This is a genomic window from Bacteroidota bacterium (genome assembly GCA_034439655.1).
GTDB lineage: Bacteria > Bacteroidota > Bacteroidia > UKL13-3 > UKL13-3 > CANJUD01.
In genome coordinates this window covers 1-19305 of the sequence record JAWXAU010000039.1, presented here as the reverse complement: position 1 = coordinate 19305, position 19305 = coordinate 1, and the positions used below count along the sequence as shown (strand labels likewise).

17 protein-coding genes are annotated in these 19305 nt (G+C 35.3%); 1 reads left to right on the top strand and 16 read right to left on the bottom strand.

The window, feature by feature from the left end; translation table 11 throughout:
* Positions 1-155: 155 nt before the first annotated feature.
* The 10 genes from SGJ10_02510 to SGJ10_02465 form a co-directional block, all read right to left on the bottom strand.
* Complete coding sequence (locus tag SGJ10_02510; protein MDZ4756998.1) at positions 156-338, bottom strand: type II toxin-antitoxin system RelE/ParE family toxin; 183 nt, start codon at positions 336-338, stop codon at positions 156-158.
* 123 nt (positions 339-461) lie between these two features.
* On the bottom strand, positions 462-1649 hold the full coding sequence (locus tag SGJ10_02505; protein ID MDZ4756997.1) for a PAS domain-containing sensor histidine kinase: 1188 nt from the start codon (positions 1647-1649) through the stop codon (positions 462-464).
* 506 nt (positions 1650-2155) lie between these two features.
* Positions 2156-2662, bottom strand: coding sequence for an NmrA family NAD(P)-binding protein (locus SGJ10_02500; GenBank protein ID MDZ4756996.1), 507 nt, complete (start codon positions 2660-2662; stop codon positions 2156-2158).
* A gap of 93 nt (positions 2663-2755) precedes the next feature.
* Positions 2756-3016 carry an NAD(+)--rifampin ADP-ribosyltransferase gene (locus SGJ10_02495; GenBank protein MDZ4756995.1) on the bottom strand — a complete coding sequence of 87 codons (261 nt, stop codon included), beginning with the start codon at positions 3014-3016 and terminating at the stop codon, positions 2756-2758.
* Positions 3017-3065: 49 nt separating this feature from the next.
* On the bottom strand, positions 3066-4712 hold the full coding sequence (locus SGJ10_02490; GenBank protein MDZ4756994.1) for a S41 family peptidase: 1647 nt from the start codon (positions 4710-4712) through the stop codon (positions 3066-3068).
* A gap of 224 nt (positions 4713-4936) precedes the next feature.
* Positions 4937-5155, bottom strand: a complete 219-nt coding sequence (locus SGJ10_02485) for a T9SS type A sorting domain-containing protein (protein ID MDZ4756993.1) — start codon at positions 5153-5155, stop codon at positions 4937-4939.
* Positions 5156-5303: 148 nt separating this feature from the next.
* Positions 5304-6662 (bottom strand): chloride channel protein, encoded by a 1359-nt coding sequence (locus SGJ10_02480; protein MDZ4756992.1) that lies wholly within the window; start codon positions 6660-6662, stop codon positions 5304-5306.
* A gap of 134 nt (positions 6663-6796) precedes the next feature.
* Entirely contained in the window at positions 6797-7945 is a 1149-nt protein-coding gene (locus tag SGJ10_02475; GenBank protein ID MDZ4756991.1) for a WG repeat-containing protein, read from the bottom strand.
* 177 nt (positions 7946-8122) lie between these two features.
* Positions 8123-10120: a T9SS type A sorting domain-containing protein gene (locus SGJ10_02470; GenBank protein ID MDZ4756990.1), complete on the bottom strand. Its 1998-nt coding sequence runs from the start codon at positions 10118-10120 to the stop codon at positions 8123-8125.
* A gap of 170 nt (positions 10121-10290) precedes the next feature.
* Positions 10291-11190, bottom strand: a complete 900-nt coding sequence (locus tag SGJ10_02465) for a hypothetical protein (protein MDZ4756989.1) — start codon at positions 11188-11190, stop codon at positions 10291-10293.
* Positions 11191-11287: 97 nt separating this feature from the next.
* On the opposite strand from SGJ10_02465, the gene SGJ10_02460 reads away from it, so the two are divergent.
* Positions 11288-11842, top strand: a complete 555-nt coding sequence (locus tag SGJ10_02460; protein MDZ4756988.1) for a Rieske (2Fe-2S) protein — start codon at positions 11288-11290, stop codon at positions 11840-11842.
* Between the two features lie 223 nt (positions 11843-12065).
* Here SGJ10_02460 and SGJ10_02455 read toward each other — a convergent pair whose 3' ends face one another.
* The 6 genes from SGJ10_02455 to SGJ10_02430 all read right to left on the bottom strand — a co-directional run bounded on the left by SGJ10_02455 (position 12066) and on the right by SGJ10_02430 (position 18998).
* The gene (locus SGJ10_02455) at positions 12066-13244 is read right to left on the bottom strand and encodes a class I SAM-dependent RNA methyltransferase (GenBank protein MDZ4756987.1); all 1179 of its coding nucleotides are present in this window, start codon (positions 13242-13244) and stop codon (positions 12066-12068) included.
* A 155-nt stretch (positions 13245-13399) separates the two neighbouring features.
* On the bottom strand, positions 13400-13987 hold the full coding sequence (locus SGJ10_02450; protein MDZ4756986.1) for a hypothetical protein: 588 nt from the start codon (positions 13985-13987) through the stop codon (positions 13400-13402).
* Positions 13988-14260: 273 nt separating this feature from the next.
* Positions 14261-15145, bottom strand: a complete 885-nt coding sequence (locus tag SGJ10_02445) for a class I SAM-dependent DNA methyltransferase (GenBank protein MDZ4756985.1) — start codon at positions 15143-15145, stop codon at positions 14261-14263.
* Between the two features lie 624 nt (positions 15146-15769).
* Entirely contained in the window at positions 15770-16993 is a 1224-nt protein-coding gene (locus SGJ10_02440) for a sodium:proton antiporter (protein MDZ4756984.1), read from the bottom strand.
* 1 nt (position 16994) lies between these two features.
* Positions 16995-18305, bottom strand: a complete 1311-nt coding sequence (locus SGJ10_02435) for a TIGR00341 family protein (GenBank protein ID MDZ4756983.1) — start codon at positions 18303-18305, stop codon at positions 16995-16997.
* Between the two features lie 189 nt (positions 18306-18494).
* Positions 18495-18998 (bottom strand): hypothetical protein, encoded by a 504-nt coding sequence (locus SGJ10_02430; protein MDZ4756982.1) that lies wholly within the window; start codon positions 18996-18998, stop codon positions 18495-18497.
* Positions 18999-19305 lie beyond the last annotated feature (307 nt).

Sequence of the window (19305 nt, the reverse complement as noted above, 5' to 3'; positions counted from 1 at the left end):
GTCCCTTTCTTTTGGACTATTATATATTGAGTTTCGGTGGTAATGCCGAACTACATCCCGAAAGCCCCGCTTAATCCCGATAATTATCGGGATGCGGGGAGATTAGTCCCCTTTTTTTGGACTATTATATATTGAGTTTCGGTATAACTAACGTTTCAGTTGAAAAAGTTTTGTCCCAAATTCAAGAAGTCTATACTGTAATCCTGATATAAAGTTCTAAATTCCCAAATGTCATTATTGAGTTTTTTGAAAAGTTCGGGTTCCTGTTCTATTTGAGCTTTACGAGTGTTGTATAGGATTTTTTCATAGTGTTTACAATCCAGACCTTTTAGAAACACTACTGTTGTTTGATATTTGCTGCCATTTTGGTATTTTCAATGCGGATTATGTCTTGAATACACAAATGCCAAAGCTCCTTAAATTTTCGCTTGAAGATTTCTTATAAAAGTCGAGCTAGTGCTCTAATTAAGGTCTAGCTTGTTTAGACTTTCCATTTTGTCAGCGGGCTTGTTTATTGGTAAGGTAAAATAAAAAGAGGAACCTTCACCTTCTATGCTTTCCACCCAAATTTCACCACCGTTTCTTTCCAAAAAACCTTTTACTAATAATAAACCAATACCAGCTCCTTTATTTTTAGCTCGTGCTTTAGCGAGTGAAGCCATTTGCGGAGCAAAAAGTTTTGCCATTATTTCTTTCGACATTCCAATACCACTATCCTTCACTTCTATAATAAGTTTATCTTCGTTTCTTTTTGCAGTAATGAAGATTTTTCCTCCAGGATTAGTATGCTTTATAGCATTTGACACTATGTTTTGTAAAATAGAAAGTAGCATTTTTGCATCGGCAAAAACCCTTTCGTTTTCTTCAATTTCGTGATGAAGATTAATTCCATTTACTTGGGCCGTTTCCTTCAGCATATCAAAAATCTGATTTATATATTTTACAAGTTCAATTTTTGAGGGAGAAAACACTTCTGATGCATATTTTATTCTTGCCCATTCCACCAAATAGTCTAACATGTTTAACCCCTCTAGTGATGAACTATAAAGAAGTTCCAACATTTCTTTTAGTGCCTCGGGTTTCATCTTTGCAAAATTATCCTTCAGATAACTGGCAGTTCCAATAATTGATGACAGCGGACTTCGCAAATCGTGAGACAGAATTGCAAGCACACTCTCTTTATGGGTATTCAATTCTTCCAATTCTTTAACATAATTTTTAATGGAATCTTCTGCTTTCTTTCTCTCTGTAAGGTCACGCAGTATTTTTACATAACCCAGCATTTCTCCATCAATGCCCGTAAGCGGAAACACTAAGCCATAAGCATAAAATGTACTTCCATCTTTACATATATGCCAACGGTTATCTACAGCCCTACCTTCTTTTAATGCTTTGTCAATTTCACCCTGTGGAATCCCAATTTTTCTATCCTCTTCAGTAAAAATGATATCGAAATCTTTACCTAAAACCTCTTCCGCTTCATAACCAAAAATGGTAACCGTACCAGAACTCCAACTATTAATTTTTAATTCATTATCTAACGTCAGGATAGAATAATCTTGCAAACTATCTATTATCTGGCTATAAAATTCCGAAGTGGGAATATATTGGCTTCTGAGTACTTTAGGATCTTGCTGTTTATCGGCCATTTTTTTGTTAAATTTATGAAGGTCTATAAGGTTTAACGCCATCTATACTTCGGTTTCTCACAAAGATAGTCTATTCATTCATAACAACAAGTCATTGCACGAAAGTCTTTTTGTGAACGGGGGGTATTCTTTGGGAGGATTGGTCCTCGCTGTTGGCTATAACATGCTGTTTGCTTCCGCCTTTTTTGGAACACCTTTGTGTACCAAAATGTTTCAATAAAGATGCAATTGTTGCTAGGCTTTCCATATTAAAAATTAAAAAAGTTTCTACCGCTTTTGCAAATGTTTGGTTGTATGCAAAAGCTCGACCAAAACTTATGTTATAGCTTCCTGTTATTGTAATTTTTTTTTATTTGTGAGAACAAAGTTGTCAAAAGATATTGGCTCTTGTCCCGTAATAATTTTTACGCAATTCGTTGTCTTTGGCGTTTTTTGAAATCTTGGAAAGTAATGCAACATAATCATCACTAATATAAGCATTGAAGGCATATTAACTTTTCGTTTAGTTAAAAGAAAGACAATAAATTAGTTGAAATGAAATTTATTGTCTTTCCAATTCCATTACTAATTCTTTCAGCCATTTCAGTAAATGTAAATGTTTCGTAGTTGATCAATTTATAACTTTTATTGAAATGGTTTTGTGGTTCGGTTAATATTTTAGCAGCTACGGAACCAATATCTTCTACTTCTATTAATGTAAATTTTGCTTGTCCTGCTGGCAAATATTTTTTGTCTTCAATGCCCACTATATAAACAGATATTCCTGTCGTGTTTGCACTTATACCAATTTGATAAAACTCTTTGGTCTTTCCGTCAGCATATTTTATTGTTTGAAGTCCATATCCTACATTAGGATTAGAAACAATTTTACCTTTATTGTCTTTTCCGTCTAAGAACCATAGTTTACATTTTGGCAAAGCTTCAAGTATGCGTTGGTGCAATGATTCGATGTCCACACGTTTTGCTTCAGGTTGGCTGGCAATATACTTTTTAATTTGTTCTTGTATGTTCATATAAAATAGCTGTAAGCGTTTCGTTGTACTTGTTATGTAAATTGGTGTCCTATGTTATTCGTCATTTAAAGAATTAATTCCTTGCTGTTTAAGTTAAGGTATTCCGTATTTCATTGCTTTAACTTGCTCGGTTGGATGTCCTTGCCAAATAGTAATTTCTTCATCAGCTTTAAATGGATGCGTTGAACGATAAGTCATAGTTGGATTTCTTGGGAATTTTTTGTCTGTTAAATCAGGGTCATTCTCAATTGGTTCATTTGGTTCACCTATATGATATCCATAGGCAGGAGCATGGCAAGTATATCCTTTTTCTTCAAAATATTTAATCCATTCATCCCAACTTTTTGGGTTCATGAATAAATACAAGGTTTTGCTTTTGGTAGAATCACCCACTATATATATACTAATAATTCTTAATAATTTCTATTGCCAATTCAAAGGCTTCATCCCTTTGTGCTCTAATACCTTCAATAGTACGAGTCACTGCTACTTCGGGAACTATTCCTACTCTTTGTGTTTCCTTACCATCAGGATAAAACACCCCAATACCCGACATATAAGTTTCAATACCACCAGGAAATACGATCATAGAAACATTACCGTCAGCACCTGCAGTTTGGCTACCAATTACCTTTACTTTGGGAGCAGTTTGCAATGCCATACAAGTAAATTCGCCATGACTTTGGGTATTTTCGTCCACCAAAATCACCACAGTTCCTTGATAATAATAGTTAGTATTAGAGCCACACATGATGGGTTCGGTATAACTAATTACGCCTGGATATTTTAAATCAAGTAGGGTGAATTTTGCAAAAGGCAATTTCTCGTGATTGAGCAATAGAGAGAGGTCTCGTTGGGTTCCATTGGGGTGATTTCTCAAATCGAATATAATAGCTTGTGTATTTTTCAATCGCACTATCACATCCATCACATCATTTTTTTTAAGATTGCCCATATTCACATAACCAATATTGGTTTCTACAATTTTCCAAACCGCAGTATCAGCATGCTCTCGGGGTATATATTTTAATTCTTCATAATAGTACCTGTGTATCATTTTTGTATTTACCGTGCCATTTCTATCATAAGTAACTTCTATCATATCCGAATCTCCATTGAGTATTACTTTGCTTAAATTCCGCAACTTGGCAGGCATATTGGAAGCGGGTATATATTTTAGTTTTTGATTGATGAGTGTATCAATTTCTATATTATTTATTTTTAGAAAAACATCGCCATATTGTATATCATCTATTTTAGCAAGTGAATCATTTTTGAAACCCGTGACGATGGGTTTATTATCAATTATTTTTATCGTAAATGGAATAAATTTGGTTCCATAATATTCAGATTGATGTCCGAATGGCATGGCATGTGTATCGTTGATGCGAGCAATCAATTCAAGCACGGCATATCGATAAGCAACAGTATCATTCGCATTAATAAATTTTGGAATCATATCTACCAAAACATTGTTCCAATCTTCGCCTATTATATTTTTGTAAGGAAAAAAGTAATTGATAATATTCCAATAACGAGCCAATCCCAGTAAACGTAATTCTCTGGATGGCATTATAGAATCATAGTATCCTTTTTCTTTCCATTCTGGGCCTTGCTCAGGGGCTCCTTCTGATATATATGATTTGGTATCTTGATTCCTGTTTTTTTCTATATAATGTAATTGCTTAATCACCTCTTTTTCGAAACTGATAGAGTCATTCATCCAAGTCAAATCCAGATTTATTTTTAAGCTGTCTGCTACATTATTATTACATTCTTTACAAGCTTTCACACCGCCCAAACTCTTGAGCCATTTGGAATAAAACTTATTGATTTCTTTTTTGGTATTAAGCGAATCAAGTTGTTTTAACTGGGCCCTGAATTCATCGTCCCATTTCATTTTTTTTGCAGTAACCTCGGGATGGTAATATTTAAAAAATCCCCATACTTTGCAGAAAGTAGTGATTCTGTCGGTTTCAGAATTAGGGTCTTGGCTCTGCGATTTATACGATAGAAGTATAATAAGTCCGATTAATAGGGTTCTTAACATAGATGAAGTTTTATTTGCACAAATGTAATGCAAATTTCTGCCACAAAAGAAGAGCCTCGAAAATTACTCCGAGGCCCTTCTGCAAAATTGTATGAAGAATTAATTGCTTATAGTAATACGTTTGCAATAGTTCCTATCTCCAGTTGAGATATTTAGTATATACATCCCATTAGCCAAAGGTGTATTTTGGAATGAAACAGTATTTCTAAAATTTATACCGACACTCAATATATAATAGTCCAAAAGAAAGGGACTAATCTCCCCGCATCCCGATAATTATCGGGATTAAGCGGGGCTTTCGGGATGTAGTTAGGCATTAACATTACATTATATACTTGAGTTACTTTTTTGCCATTGAGGTCATACATATCTATATATAATTTCTCGGCAGATATATTGTTCAAATAAATATTAAAGTTGCCATTACTTGGACTTGGGAATATTTGTATATTTTGCTCAGCAATATCAGCAATAGCAGTAGCAAAATATTCTTGATATTGAGTTTTGGTATTACTGTAGCCTCGTTTTCGAATACATCAGATTCTTCGCTCCAACTCCGCAAGATTGCGGAGTTGGAATGACGGGAAGTCCCTACCTATTAACTGCAGGCGACACATTAAATTTCTTCCTGTCCAAAGAGTAAGGTTCAAAATATCTTGATATAGCAAAACTTATCGATGCTACAATCATCAAAGGAATCATTAAAGTATAACCTCCAGTAATTTCTGCAATTAAAAAAATAGCAGTTAAAGGAGCATGATAAATTCCACTTAGTATTCCAGCCATTCCTACAATGGTAAAATTGCTTTCGGGCAATGAAGTAAAGTTTAATAAATTGATTAAACGCGAAAAGAAAAAACCTAAATATGCACCCACAAAAAGCGAAGGTGCGAAATTTCCACCATTCCCGCCACTGCCTATGGTAATGGCCGTCGCAATTGCTTTAATGAATATAAGTACACCTACAAATAATAATACAAACCATTCATTGTTTTTATATTGATGAAAAAAACTATCGTCTAATAAATTTTCAGGTTTTTGTAATGATAATACTTTGATACTTTCAAAACCTTCGGCAAACAAACTGGGGAAAATAAATATCAGGCCAGCCAAGGCTATACCACCTGCAAAAACATTGATATATGTCTTTTTTTTCTTCTTGCTAAACAATCTTTCAATTTTGCTAAAAGTACGACTATGATAAACAGAAACCAAACCTGCAAAAATGCCCAACAATATATAGAAAGGGACATTATAATAGTCGAAAGGTTGTTGCAAAGTGAACGACAGCAATATATCATCTTGTAATAGAATTTTAGAAATTAAAGCTCCAGTAGCAGCAGCAATAATTACGGGCGTAAATGCCGACATGGCCACATCCAATAATAAAACTTCTAAGGCAAACAAAACTCCCGCTATGGGTGCATTGAAAGCCGCTGCAATACCTGCGGCGACACCACAAGCAAGCAATAAAGTCCTCTCTTTTATGGTTAAATTATAGGTAGTGGCATAGTTGGAGCCCAATGCTGCACCCGTAATCACAATAGGTGCTTCCAATCCTGCTGAACCTCCCATTCCTACTGTAAGCGAGCTCGTAATTATCTGTGCATAGGTTTGCTCTTTGGGTATGATGCTCTCATTGTTTTTGATGGCCTCATGTATGGGGGCCAATCCTTTTTCAAGCTTGCCTTTCAGTACTTTTCGTACGACCAAAACCGTTAATAGAATTCCGTTTAAAGGCAGAATTAACAATAAGTACTTGAGATTGTCATCCTTACCCAAAGTGGCAATGATAAAAACATAATGCACGAAAAATTTGAGCAAAATAGCGGCAAGCCCCGACGAAAGCCCAACTAACACGCTTGATAACAGGATGAATTGCCTTTTGGTAAGCTTGCTTTTGGTCCACTCAATTAGTGAATGTATTCGTGTTAACCTTAGCCATTTCATGGGGCAAATTTAGGGTATTGTAGTCAGTAACTAATGGTCAGCCCGCCGCGGCGGGCAGTAGGCAGTGCGACAGTAGTAATTAGTTCTTTAGACACTTATAAACTAGCTGACCACTTGCTATTGACCACTAGTAACTATTTCCAAACCTCTTTCCCATCAAAAAACAATTCGCCTTTTTTATCACCTATTTCTATATAGGCCGATTTGTCACTTTGGCAACCCATATTATCATATTTGAATTCAGATAGTTTTGTGCCCATATCAAACATAGCCCATTTTTCATTTTGTTTTACTTTTATCATATTTTGAACGCCAAAACATATAGAACTTACTTCATCATAAAGCATCGAAATAAGTTCTTTGTCTTCGCCCGATCGTACTCCCCATTTATTGTTATTTTGAACTGCGATAATAAATTTACTGATATCCTTTGGAATTTGAATACTTTGTATGCCATCATATATAATAGGAATGATTATTCTGCCAATGCTATCAACCAAACCTTTTTTACCATTTTCTTCTGCTTCAAAAATCCTTGCAGTGATAAAGCCATCTTCATCTAGATGGGTTTTTACGATACGCCAAGTTTCGGCATTGAAAAATTTAATTTTCTTGCCTTTCCTAAACACACAGTCGTGTCCCCAAAAACCCAGAAAGGCATCGTACTGGTATTTGTCCTCAATTTTTCCGTTGGTATGCATCAATTTTACCTTTCCATTCTTTTTTACAACAATCACTTCAGCTACTTTTTTATCCACATACCACATATAATTTACATCTATATGGTCATAAATAAAATCGGTGATGGGTTTGCCAAAACAATTCAATGCTGCATATCTTCCATTTTGTGCAAAGACAAAAATATTGCTGCTATCATAATACGCAGCTCCACCATCCACTTGAAAGTCCCATTGGAAATATTTTGAATCATATTTGAAAGGGAAAACTTCCTTCCCTTTGTCATCAATTAAGCCCACATAGTTGCCCAGCTTGTATGCAAAGTAAGTTGGGAAATAATAACAAGACACCAACTCATCATAAATAAAAGCCGTAATTTCCTTTCCTTCTTTATTAATCAAAGCACATTTGTGTCGGCGGTTCATTACTGCGGCAGCATCACCATAAAATTCTGAACCTTGCTGATAAATATAGTCAATCACTATTTTCCCATCAATGCAATAACCAACAGAGTCGTAGCTGAGCTCGCAACGTTCAATTGTGCCAGTTTGTGCGGCAGTTCCAAAAGAACAGTATAATAAAATGGCAGCTAATATATTTTTCATAATGGTATTATTTATGTTGCAAATATAGTAGATTGAATTACGTCTGGCTTATACCTTGGTGGCGGTATTTATTTAGTTAAAAGTTAAAAGTTAAAAGTGCTGACGCCATGCAACAGCTATTTGCTGCGAACCGATAAGTAATCTATCAACTTTTAGCTTTTAGTTTTCAAGTTTTAGTTATTCAACAACTACCTTCTCATGCACAATCTCATTTTCAAATGCAATACTTAAAACATATACTCCAGTGTTAAGCAATTCAGTATTTAATTCAAATTCACTGCTTGTAATCTTGCCGCTTAAAATTAGTTTTCCGCTCATATCATTTATATAATAGCTTTTGCCAATATTGCTTTCGGTATAGATAGAAATATTGGTTTTTGTAGGATTGGGATAAACGCTAATGTGCATTGAATTTCTTTTTGAAAATATTTGAATGCCTGTTTTTGAAATGCAGTCTCTCTTGGCTTGGAAGGCCGAATCCATTATGATAAAATTGGCACCGATATCTTTATTATCAGTAGCAGTATTATGATAAATACTGGTTGTTAAAAGAGCATAGTTATGATAGTCGGTAATTCCATTTGAATAATTTATAAATCCAACATTGCTAGCAGTAGCCGGAAAGTAATTCATACTCGAAGTATTATAGTTAGTATATTTATTTGCATTACCACCTATCATCACATTTTTATTAATTCTTTTATTTGCATCGGTAATATCAGGAAAGTAATGTGCGATAGTCGCATTGCCCTGCTGATAGCCTGGCCCATAAATGCCTTGGTATCCGCCAGTGGAGACAAAACTATGGGAAATATTATTGGTATAAATAAATCCGCTACTTGTATCAAAAGCCCAAGTAATTGCTCCAGTTTGAAAAATAGTATTGTGGTCTATAATAACATCGTGTACTTGCCCAAATTTAATAAAAGTACCATCATTCGGGCCATATATATTTGCATCGCCCAATGTGGGGCCATTAATATCTTCAAATAGATTATTATATATCTTTATTCTTTTCGATTGTATGCCTGCACCACCATCAGTGCCTGCAAAAGTGATTCCTGCACCCACATGTTTTATTATATTATTGCTAATCGTTATATCACTCACTTCCGCTTGTGGCGAACCTCCACCTTCCGTTCTTATAGTAAGCAAAATGGCATATCCACTTTGGCCTGTCGGTAAATCCGCCCACGAGTTTTCTAATATATTTCCGTCAAATAAAACACGCTTTCCTGTTTTTAATTCAAATATATTTTTGATAGTCCAATGCTTGCCTGCATAGCTTGCGTGGCCCACTTTCCACGACCAAGGTTTGTGAAAATAGTTTTGTCTAATTTCTATATCACTAGGCACAAGTCCGGCAATTGCAGCAGCTCCACCACCAAACAATATATTCTCGCCCGATGCTTCCAAATAGTTATTGATAATTTTAAAAGGTCCTGGCCCATTTACACCCGATATAGCTTGGGCATCATAACCCACGCTATGGAAATCGGATATATAAGAATCGATAATTGCGGCATTGGCACAATCGAGGCGAACGCCAAATTTCATTATAGTAGCCTGCGTATGGCCATGTATATAGCATCTATCGATTACAAAATATTCCGGCACTTGGCTCATCGAATTTTGTGCAGAAGAACCATCGCCTAAATTTATCAAACCATAACTGTTCACCACAGCCACATCGGCAGTAATTTCTAAGCCAACAAATCTATAATGGTGTGCATTTGTTTGGGTAACAAAACATGGAATTCCGGAAGTGTTTGTGGTAATAATTTTTGCCATTGCACTGGCTTGTGTTGTATATGTAGCATTGCCTGTAGCAGCAGTTGGGCTCACTCTTATTTCATCGCCAGATAGCAAATCCATTCTCGAACTTGTTATAATAATCCAACCTGTGCCCAGCGTTTTTTTAGGTAAAGTAAAACCACCTTTAAATATTTCGCCCGCATCCAACACTATAATAGTTCCTAAATTGGCAGCATTGATTGCTTTTTGCAAATCAGTATAATCTCTATTTGTTGGCCCAACAGTAATTGTTTTGTATCCTGCTGTGTCAGGAAAACAAGTAACAACCGCAGAAGTATTTGGCAAAATAGGAGGACTTACCTGCGAGAACATAGGTGCAGATATGATAGTAATTAATAATAGGGAGAGAGATTTTATCATAATGGTTAATGGTTAGTGAAAAGTGAAAAGTGCTGACGCCAATAAATCTTGAGAGGTGAAAAGTAAAAAGTGCCGACGATTGTGTATAACAGTCTTTTGGTAAGGACTGGCCTTTGTGAGGAAGTAAATGCTAAACCTTTCATTATTGGTTTTTAACTTTTCTTGCAATATTATTCCGAAACTACAACTGCTATTTTATTATTTTGTTTATTTACTGCCAATCGTGTTGTTTTTTCAAGGATACTTGTATCATCATTGATGGTAAGTTGTTTCCAAATATAGTTGCCATTTGGATGACAAAGGTATATTTTCTGTCCATCACTCATTAGCATAGTTCCATCTTTCAACCAAGTTAAATCTTCACTGTTTTTAAGTGTTGGGATGATAGTTGTAATACTTTTTGCGACTATATCATATCGTTTAACAAACCAATTGCTGTCATTACTTTTATCAATAAAACTCATTGCTTCTTGCTGTGGAATTTTATGTAATGCACGACCAACTTTTCTCGCTAGTATAGTGTCTTTTTTGCTCACACTATTGTATAAATGCAAATCGTTTGATGAGTCACCAAGCACAAATAGAAGCAAGTTCGATTGATCTATCCAAGTATGATAGCCCACTTTCAAATTATTGATTAATTCAATAGCACTGTCACTTGCATTATCTATTAGGTATTTGCCCAAATCCTGTTTCCCATTTTCTCGCTGTATAATGCATGATATATACTTCCCATTGGGCATAACAGTAGGGGAGTACTCTCGCAAATTTTTGGTAATCGTAAATCGTTTTGTTTCTTTGGTTTTATAATTATAATATTTGATATCGGTATTAGTGGTGTCAATTTCTGAAGTATAATATATAATTGGTTTGCTTGGGTGAAAAAAAGGTTGGTTGTCGTAACCCCTGTGCTGTGTAATATTTTGAGGATTTGATAATATAATTTTGTTCTTTTGCACTTTCATATCAAACAAATATATTTCATTCCCCTGCTGGGCAGAGCAAAAATAAGGGAAAAGCATCAACAAGCTATATATGGCCTTTTTCATGTTTGTGGATTTGTGAGTCACTTTGCAAATATAATCTTGTGAAGTGGCTTTTTGAGAATATACTTTTATTTTCTCCCTTTTTTGTATTTAATTTACAGCCTCAAATCCATTTACAACCATGACTGATTTCTCTGTTGATCCTGATATTGCAAAAGCAAAAACCCTTCATACCGATTTCTACAAAAGGATAGAAATATTTGAGCAATGTAAAGAAAAAATATTTGCACCTTCCTGGCAGTTTATAGGGAATACTGACTTAGTTCCGCAACATAACGACCTCTTCCCTTTTACCCTGTTGGAAAATTATTTGGACGAACCATTATTACTTACAAAAGATAAGAATAATGATATACATTTATTGTCCAATGTATGCACGCATCGAGGAAATATAATTGCTGAAAAACCTTGTGCTGCTGCACATTTGCGTTGCAGGTATCATGGACGTAAATTTGATTTAAACGGAAAATTTATGGCGATGCCCGAGTTTAAAGAAGTAGAAAATTTCCCCTGTGATGATGATAACCTTACACAATTAAATATCTTCAAATGGAGCAAATTTTTATTTACTACATTGAATCAAAAACTAGTTGCAAATATATTTTTAAAAGATATGATAGAACGTGTAAGTTGGATGCCTTTAGATGAATTTGTATTTCGTCCTGAACTAAGCTAAGAGTTTAACGTAAATGCACACTGAGCTTTGTATTGCGAGAACTATTATAGTTTAAGAATTGGTATAATGTTAATGTCATTGCGAGTGAGGCTCTACTGAAGCTTCCACGCGGCGAATCGAAATTCCAAAGACGTCATTCTAAACGATGCTTAGTGCGAAGATTCTCATTCTGGCAAAAACTGCTAATGGCTGCGTCAGCGTACTTATTACTCATAACTGACCACTACTTCACCTCCACCCCATCCACAAACACCCTCTTCGTTCCCCTATACATTTCATATTTCAAGAACCTACATTCCAGGGGACCATTATATATAACAATTTTTTTTGAAGCTTTTAATCCTATCTTTTTTATCGCTTCCATATTGCTCGATATAATCCAAGCATCATAACCTTGGTATTTTGTTTTAAGCGTATCGCCCATATCTTTATATAACACTTCTACATCATCTTTATCTAAGCGTTCGCCATAGGGCGGGTTCATTATTACTACACCTGTGCCATCGGGAGCTGTGCTGTCTTGAAACAATTGATTTTGTATGGTTATATCCTCCCTCACTCCTGCCGATTTTAAATTACTTTTGGCAATAGCGATACTAGATTTCGCACTATCACTTCCTACCATTATAGCTTTCAATGGAACTATATTCTTTTCAGCAGTTGCAACTATTTCATTCCATAATTTTTCATCATACGCATATTCGCCTTTCCAGTACATAAAACTATATGTTTTACGAAAATATCCTGGTGGAATATTTTTAGCATACATTGCAGCTTCAGTTAGTAAAGTTCCCGAACCACACATAGGGTCTACGAAATTACTTTCCTTATCCCAACCGCTTAATAATACCAATCCTGCACCCAGTACTTCGTTCAATGGTGCTTTATTGCTCTCCAATCTATAGCCACGTTTGTGCAGCGAACTGCCCGAACTATCCAAGCTCACAGTGCAATCGTCTTTATATATATGTATATTAATTCGGAGGTCTGGGTCTTGTGTATATACTGAGGGACGAACCCCTGTTTTATTTCTAAACTGATCCACAATAGCATCCTTCACCTTCATGCTCACAAACATACTATTGGTAAATACCGAAGCATTGGCCACACTGTCTACGGCTATGGTGTCGTTCTCTTCTATATAAGTGGCCCAGTCTATTTTGCCAATCTCGTCATACAGTTCTTGCTGGTCGTTTACTTTAAAAGTAGTAATAGGAATAAGCACCCGCAACGCAGTGCGACACAAATAATTTACTTCATATAATGTTTTCATGCTGCCCTCGAACGATACAGCCCTATTGGCCTTCACCACTTCTGTAGCCCCTAAGTTCTCAAGCTCCGCAACCATTACATCCTCAAGCCCTGATAAGGTTTTGGCTACCATTTTTATATTATTGTTCATTGGTGCAAAGGTAGGGGAATAGGATTTGGTCCGCCGCAGGCGGATGAGATTCGGTTCGCTGCGGCGAATGAGGTAGCTGACGTGAGATGGCGTAGGGTTCGGGCATTCGCTGTGGCGAACGCCCGATAAGGGATATATATGATAGAAAAGTTATTTTAATCATATCGCAATTTACTTAATTCATTCACAAGTTTTGTTCTTTTTTGTCCAACGGGTTCGGTTTTTAATTGTTGTTCTATTTCTACAAATCTATTTGCTTTATCTAAAAATTTTCTTGTTTGAAGTTGTTGAGTTGTCCAATTTGCAAAATCTATAAATTCTTCATCGTTTTTATTATAATGAAAATGTGCCGTCACACTTTGAAGTTCCCAACTCGAACTTTCATCCTTGCCAAGTTCTAAAAACTCTTTTTCAAGAAATTTGTCAAGCAAATAAGTGTTTGAAAAAAATGTGGAATGAATTTTTTTTTCTGCTTCGCTTATTTTGCCACACTTATATAAAACAAATGCATACTCAAATAAGAAAATCGGATAACAACTGTCGTTTGGAAAATTCTTGTCAAACCAATTGAAATATTTTTGCCCACCTTTGTAGTCTTTAATTTGAATATAAAGTTGAGGGATTAAATATCGAATTCCTTGTCCATCGTGATAAAATCCGCCCCAATGTTTTTTGTCTAACGCAAGTAATTTTTTATACTTGTTTATTTTGAGCTTAACTCTGTCGATTTGTTTGTCTGTCATTTATTTTATTTCGTCTTTATTATATTTTGTTGCAACAATGCTTTTACTTTTCAAAATCGTCCAAATAAGTATAGCGAATAGAAAAGTTAAAACTGCGAATGATTTCTCAAAGTTTGTTTTGGCGAAAACGTTTCCAATAGTATTCAGAAGGAATAGAACAGTAAAAATCCATAGTATTATGTTTATCGTTTTATTTTTAAAACGCAATTTTAGATAGTCGCCTTTCATAAGCAACACAAGACCCAAAATAAGACTATCATAATCGAAATTGATTCAAATATACATTTCAGAATCACTTTCAAGCCGCCCGCCCCAAGCTATGTCATAGGGAACAACCTTAGCAATTACCGATAGGTGAAACAGAATTACTGCAATTAGTAATGTTTTTAAATGCCCATTACCGTCTTTAAAAAACGGGTCCGAAAGGGTGCTTTGTCCTCGGTGTATTTCAATAGCTTCCTGCCCGTGCAAAATCATATTCATACGAGCCAAGGCAGCAGTTGCCACATCTTTCTCTTGTCCGTAAATAGTGCCTTTGCCATCGGCTTTGTCCAATGCTTTTAATAGCAAAGAACCCGAACCGCAGGTAGGGTCATAAAAAGTAGTTTTGTTGGTTGCATTTTGAATGCTCAGCACTTTTGCCATTACACGGCTTACTTCACTTGGCGTATAAAATTGCCCTTTGCTTTTTCCGCTTTCGGTAGCAAAGTTTTTCATCAGGTATTCAAAAGCATCGCCTAAAATATCGTCACCACCTGCTCGGTTTTTACTAAAGTCGAGGGCAGGGTTTTCAAAAATGGAAATCAAGTTGGTGAGCTTGTCCACCATTTCTTTGCCTTTGCCCAATTTGTCATCATCGGCAAAGTCGGCTACATCAATCACACCTTTTAAATCATTAGCACCAGCCAATACTCCAATAATTATGTTGATTTGATTACCGATGTCTTTATTGCCTTTCAACGCTTGCATATCTTTGAAACTACCACCTTCTGGTATTTCAATAATTGCATCAGCATCACCAGAATATTTGTCGGAAACATATTTCACAAACAACAACACAAGAATATAATCCTTGTATTGGCTTGGATCTATTCCACCTCTTAACTCGTCACAACTCGCCCAAAGGGAACTGTATAATTCTGATTTTTTGATTGCCATTTATTTCTTCTATTCTATTAATTTAAAATTCGTTTTTGTGTCGGTAAAGATAGTTTTAATATAACCGAAATCGTCTTTGGTGTCCCGATAGCTATCGGGAGCAAAAAGTGGCTCTTTTGGTTTTGCCGAAGGGTCGGTCCCGATAGCTATGGGGATGTCGGGGCAAAACCAAATGTGCTCCCGAAATCTTTCGGGATGCGGCTGGCTAAAATTGAATTAAAAAGAATGTGCGGTGGCAAAAATAAAAAATACAGAAGGGTCGGTCCCGAATGCTTTCGGGATCGGCTTACTCGTTGTCCGTTTGTAATATGGTCTGTATGTTGGTCACCTGTCAAAATGGTTTGTCTTTGTATTAATGTTCGGTTTTTAGTCGTCTGTTTAATGGTTGCACTGTCGTCTTTTAGGCTTGCTTATAACTAGTATATACCCGCTACTTTTATCGCCTATACTACCATATTGGGGTGTATACACGCTACTCAGTAGCGTTTTATTTTTTTATGCACTAATAGGGTTTGGGTCATAAACCATCAAATGGACTTTTTATATTCTGAATACTTTTGCTGTTAACTTGTATATATATCCGTTGTTTTATTGCTATTGTGTTCAGCAGTTCTTGAAGTTCTCTTAGCCAGTTTTTGCCATTCTTTCAATGGTTAAGCCTTGTACTAAAATACTGAACAGCACACAAAAATAGGTGGCTATTAAAAGAATATTTTTTGTCTCAGTATCAGGTAATGATAATACCAAGGCTAAAGAAAGGCCACCTCGTAAACCGCCCCAGGTAATGAGTTTGGCTTCTTGGTTGTTTAGCTTTAAAAGTTTTGGAAATAACAAATGCGGGAAATACACAATGATGGCTCTTGAAAGCAAAACTATGAAAATGGAAATGAATCCTAAAACTATATAATAACTTTTAAAGTCAATTACGATCAATACAAATGCAATTAATATAAAGAGAATGGCATTTAATATAACGTCTATCAACTCCCAAAACTTTTGTACGTATTCCTGTGTCGTGTCGCTCATGGCAAGGTCTTTATTAAAGTTGCCAACCATGAGCCCCGATACCACCATGGCCAATGCCCCCGAAATATGAATGTAGTTACACAAAGCAAAACCTCCCATTACAAAAGCAAGCGTCAATAATATTTCTGTTTCATAATGGTCGATCGATTTTAAAAACAAATGCAAGCAATAACCCAAAATTAATCCCGCTACAATTCCGCCAACTGCTTCTTGAAGAAATAAAAGTCCGAACTGTGAAAAGCTAAAATTGCCTGAATTAAAAGTATCTAATAATGCAATAAATACCACAACACCAACACCGTCATTAAATAGGCTTTCGCCAACAATTTTTTCCGATGTTTCTTTAGGCACATTTGCCTTGGCTAGAATGCCCATTACTGCAATGGGATCAGTAGGAGAAATTAATGCTCCAAATAGCAAGCAATAAATAAAATCTATTTGCACCTGAAATAGTTGTGATATACCGTAAAATAAAACTGCAATAATTATGGTTGATACCAACACACCTGCTAAAGAAAATAATGCTATAGGTTTAATTTGCTTTTTTAAGCCCTTCCAATTAGTGTGCATGGCACCTGCGAATAATAAAAAACCCAGCAAAACATCTAAAATTATCCGATCAATTTGTGCATTGGCAATGGCTAATTTAATATGCTCGTAGGGCAAGTTTAACCAAAATCTGGTACTTAAAGCTATAATAGATAAAATAGTAGAAAGTAAAAACAAACCAATAACAAAGGGAAGTTTTAATACCTTTTGATTAATGTAAGCAAAGCCTGCGGAAAGGCAAATAAGCATAGTTATAGCAAAGTATATATTCATTTTATTTTTCTGTCTCTATGATTTCAATATCGTTAATGCTCAATTTTTTGAGTATCCAATTTCTCAATTTGGCTTTTTCTGCTTTAATTAGTTTTGGATTTGAATTATACATAAATACAGTGGAAATCCTTGTGCTGTCTTTTAACGCAATATTTTGTTTTGAGACCGAAACCGCAGTGATTGCAGGGAACGAAATTTTAATTTCATTTAACAATTGTTTATTGTCAAATGTGTTCTCACTTAATTTCTGCTCTAAATCCGCTATAAGTCGGTCCTTTTCGCTTAATTCGTTATCCTTTTTATTTACTTCATTGAGTATGTCATTTTTTAAACTTTGTAAATTGTCAGAAGAGTTTTGCCTGATTAATAATGTGGTATTTTGTAACCCTGCACTTTTGAGCTTTTCATTAAGCCGTTGCACTTCTAAGTCAGTAAACGTCTTTTTTAAAAAAGCCAATTCTATTGTTCTGGAAGTGGTGGAATAGTTTATCTTTTTATATACCAAAGTGTTTCCATCGGCTGTAAATTCCTTTTCAATAAAGTAATTGGCCGATTGCTTAAACTGTTGCTCCTTGTATAATGTGAAAGCAAAAAAAGCACTTGGCACAAGCATTAGAAAAACAATTGCCGTTACGCCATATCTTACTTGCTTTTGATGCTTTTTATCTATTTGTTTTGAAGCCGGATACTTTAGATACTTAACAATGCTATAGGTTGCAATGCAAATAAAAACGCAATTGATACAATATAAAAACAAAGCACCTAAAAAGAATTTCCAATTTGCAGTTGCCAGTCCATAACCTGCTGTGCATAGCGGGGGCATTAATGCTGTTGCAATTGCTACTCCTGGAATAGGGTTTCCCTTCTCAACTCTTGTAATAGCTATTACACCAACCAAACCACCAAAGAATGCAATGAGCACATCATAAATATTAGGTGAAGTGCGTGCCAATAATTCTGATTGGACTTCTTTAAACGGACTTAAAAAAAAATAAAGTGACGCAACAATTAAGCTCACAATTGTAGCAATTAACAAATTCAGCACTGATTTTCTTAGAAGGCTGAAGTCATAAATGCCTAATGCAAAACCAGCCCCAACAATAGGCCCCATTAAAGGCGAAATAAGCATGGCTCCAATAACTACTGCTGTCGAATTTACGTTAAGTCCTACCGAAGCCACCATTATGGCACAAGCCAAAATCCAAAGGTTAGAACCTGTAAAAGAGATATTGCTTTTTACATTCTGTAAAGTCTTATGCTTGTTTTCCTCACCTTTATGCAGGTTAAATAAGTCGGTAAAAATATTTGTCATATAGTCGTCTCTTCAAATTTCGTTGGGTGGCAGCTAAGCAGTATCTCCAAAGGTTTTTAATAGGGTTACAAAAGTACATCCTTTTGCGATATGATTGTATCCCCCGCCGCGGCGGGGCTATCGAGGACGTCTCGGCTGGGTTTCTATCAGGAGGTCTCTGAGGGCTAAATTTCTATTATATAAATAATGTCAAAGTGAAATTAAATATATATGAAATTCATTGTAAGTACTTCCATTTTCATTAATCGTTTTATCAGAAATTAGTACTTCATATTTGGTGTTTTTATACGTATGAGTAATCGTTGCACCTTCCGATTTCGGACTTCCAAATGTTTCTAAAAAGCCAAATGTTTCTAATTCAGATTTAATTTGAGTAATAAGATTAGGTAAAGCATTTGAAGACGCTTTAAAACTTATTGTCGGTTTTTGGTCATGCCAATCTACATATACCAAAAAAATCTTAAAAAGGAGGGTATTGGAATTAGTTTGTTTGATGTATAAATCTTGGATAGACTTATCTTTTTTTTCTGTTGCAGCTTTAAATGTGAATCCTTCTGCCCTTACCAGTGTGTCAAAAGAACTTAGCGTTTTACAGGTGGCCATTTCTATGAGCTTAGAAAGCGTAATTGTTTGCCCTAAAGTTGTTTGAATGAAAGGCAGCGTTATAATTATTGAGAGAATAATTTTCTTCATTTTTATATTGGGTTTGAATTTTTGAGTGATTTTAAACTTTCGTATTATTTTTCTTGGTCGTATCGATTTATAAATTTGATGCATCAAATGTAGGTTTTAAAAGTTTACCACTTGCAAAATAAATCGAACTCTAATACCATTTCTTAAACTATAATAGTTTTTAGAATAGTGATGCCGAACTATAATGTGATTTGTCCCCTTTTTTTTTACTATTATATATTAGACCTCTTTCATAATTCAAATAAGAAAAGCCAAATTATAACGGACACTTTATTTTATTGTAGTATCGCTCGCCGCGAACTCCGAT

Bases quoted from the DNA above. Each gene is read 5' to 3' on its own strand.
- SGJ10_02490 (MDZ4756994.1), bottom strand. From the start codon at position 4,712: ATGTTAAGAACCCTATTAATCGGACTTATTATACTTCTATCGTATAAA.
- SGJ10_02505 (MDZ4756997.1), bottom strand. From the start codon at position 1,649: ATGGCCGATAAACAGCAAGATCCTAAAGTACTCAGAAGCCAATATATT.
- SGJ10_02435 (MDZ4756983.1), bottom strand. From the start codon at position 18,305: ATGACAAATATTTTTACCGACTTATTTAACCTGCATAAAGGTGAGGAA.
- SGJ10_02480 (MDZ4756992.1), bottom strand. From the start codon at position 6,662: ATGAAATGGCTAAGGTTAACACGAATACATTCACTAATTGAGTGGACC.
- SGJ10_02430 (MDZ4756982.1), bottom strand. From the start codon at position 18,998: ATGAAGAAAATTATTCTCTCAATAATTATAACGCTGCCTTTCATTCAA.
- SGJ10_02475 (MDZ4756991.1), bottom strand. From the start codon at position 7,945: ATGAAAAATATATTAGCTGCCATTTTATTATACTGTTCTTTTGGAACT.
- SGJ10_02455 (MDZ4756987.1), bottom strand. From the start codon at position 13,244: ATGAACAATAATATAAAAATGGTAGCCAAAACCTTATCAGGGCTTGAG.
- SGJ10_02495 (MDZ4756995.1), bottom strand. From the start codon at position 3,016: ATGAACCCAAAAAGTTGGGATGAATGGATTAAATATTTTGAAGAAAAA.
- SGJ10_02500 (MDZ4756996.1), bottom strand. From the start codon at position 2,662: ATGAACATACAAGAACAAATTAAAAAGTATATTGCCAGCCAACCTGAA.
- SGJ10_02450 (MDZ4756986.1), bottom strand. From the start codon at position 13,987: ATGACAGACAAACAAATCGACAGAGTTAAGCTCAAAATAAACAAGTAT.
- SGJ10_02445 (MDZ4756985.1), bottom strand. From the start codon at position 15,145: ATGGCAATCAAAAAATCAGAATTATACAGTTCCCTTTGGGCGAGTTGT.
- SGJ10_02440 (MDZ4756984.1), bottom strand. From the start codon at position 16,993: ATGAATATATACTTTGCTATAACTATGCTTATTTGCCTTTCCGCAGGC.
- SGJ10_02460 (MDZ4756988.1), top strand. From the start codon at position 11,288: ATGACTGATTTCTCTGTTGATCCTGATATTGCAAAAGCAAAAACCCTT.
- SGJ10_02470 (MDZ4756990.1), bottom strand. From the start codon at position 10,120: ATGATAAAATCTCTCTCCCTATTATTAATTACTATCATATCTGCACCT.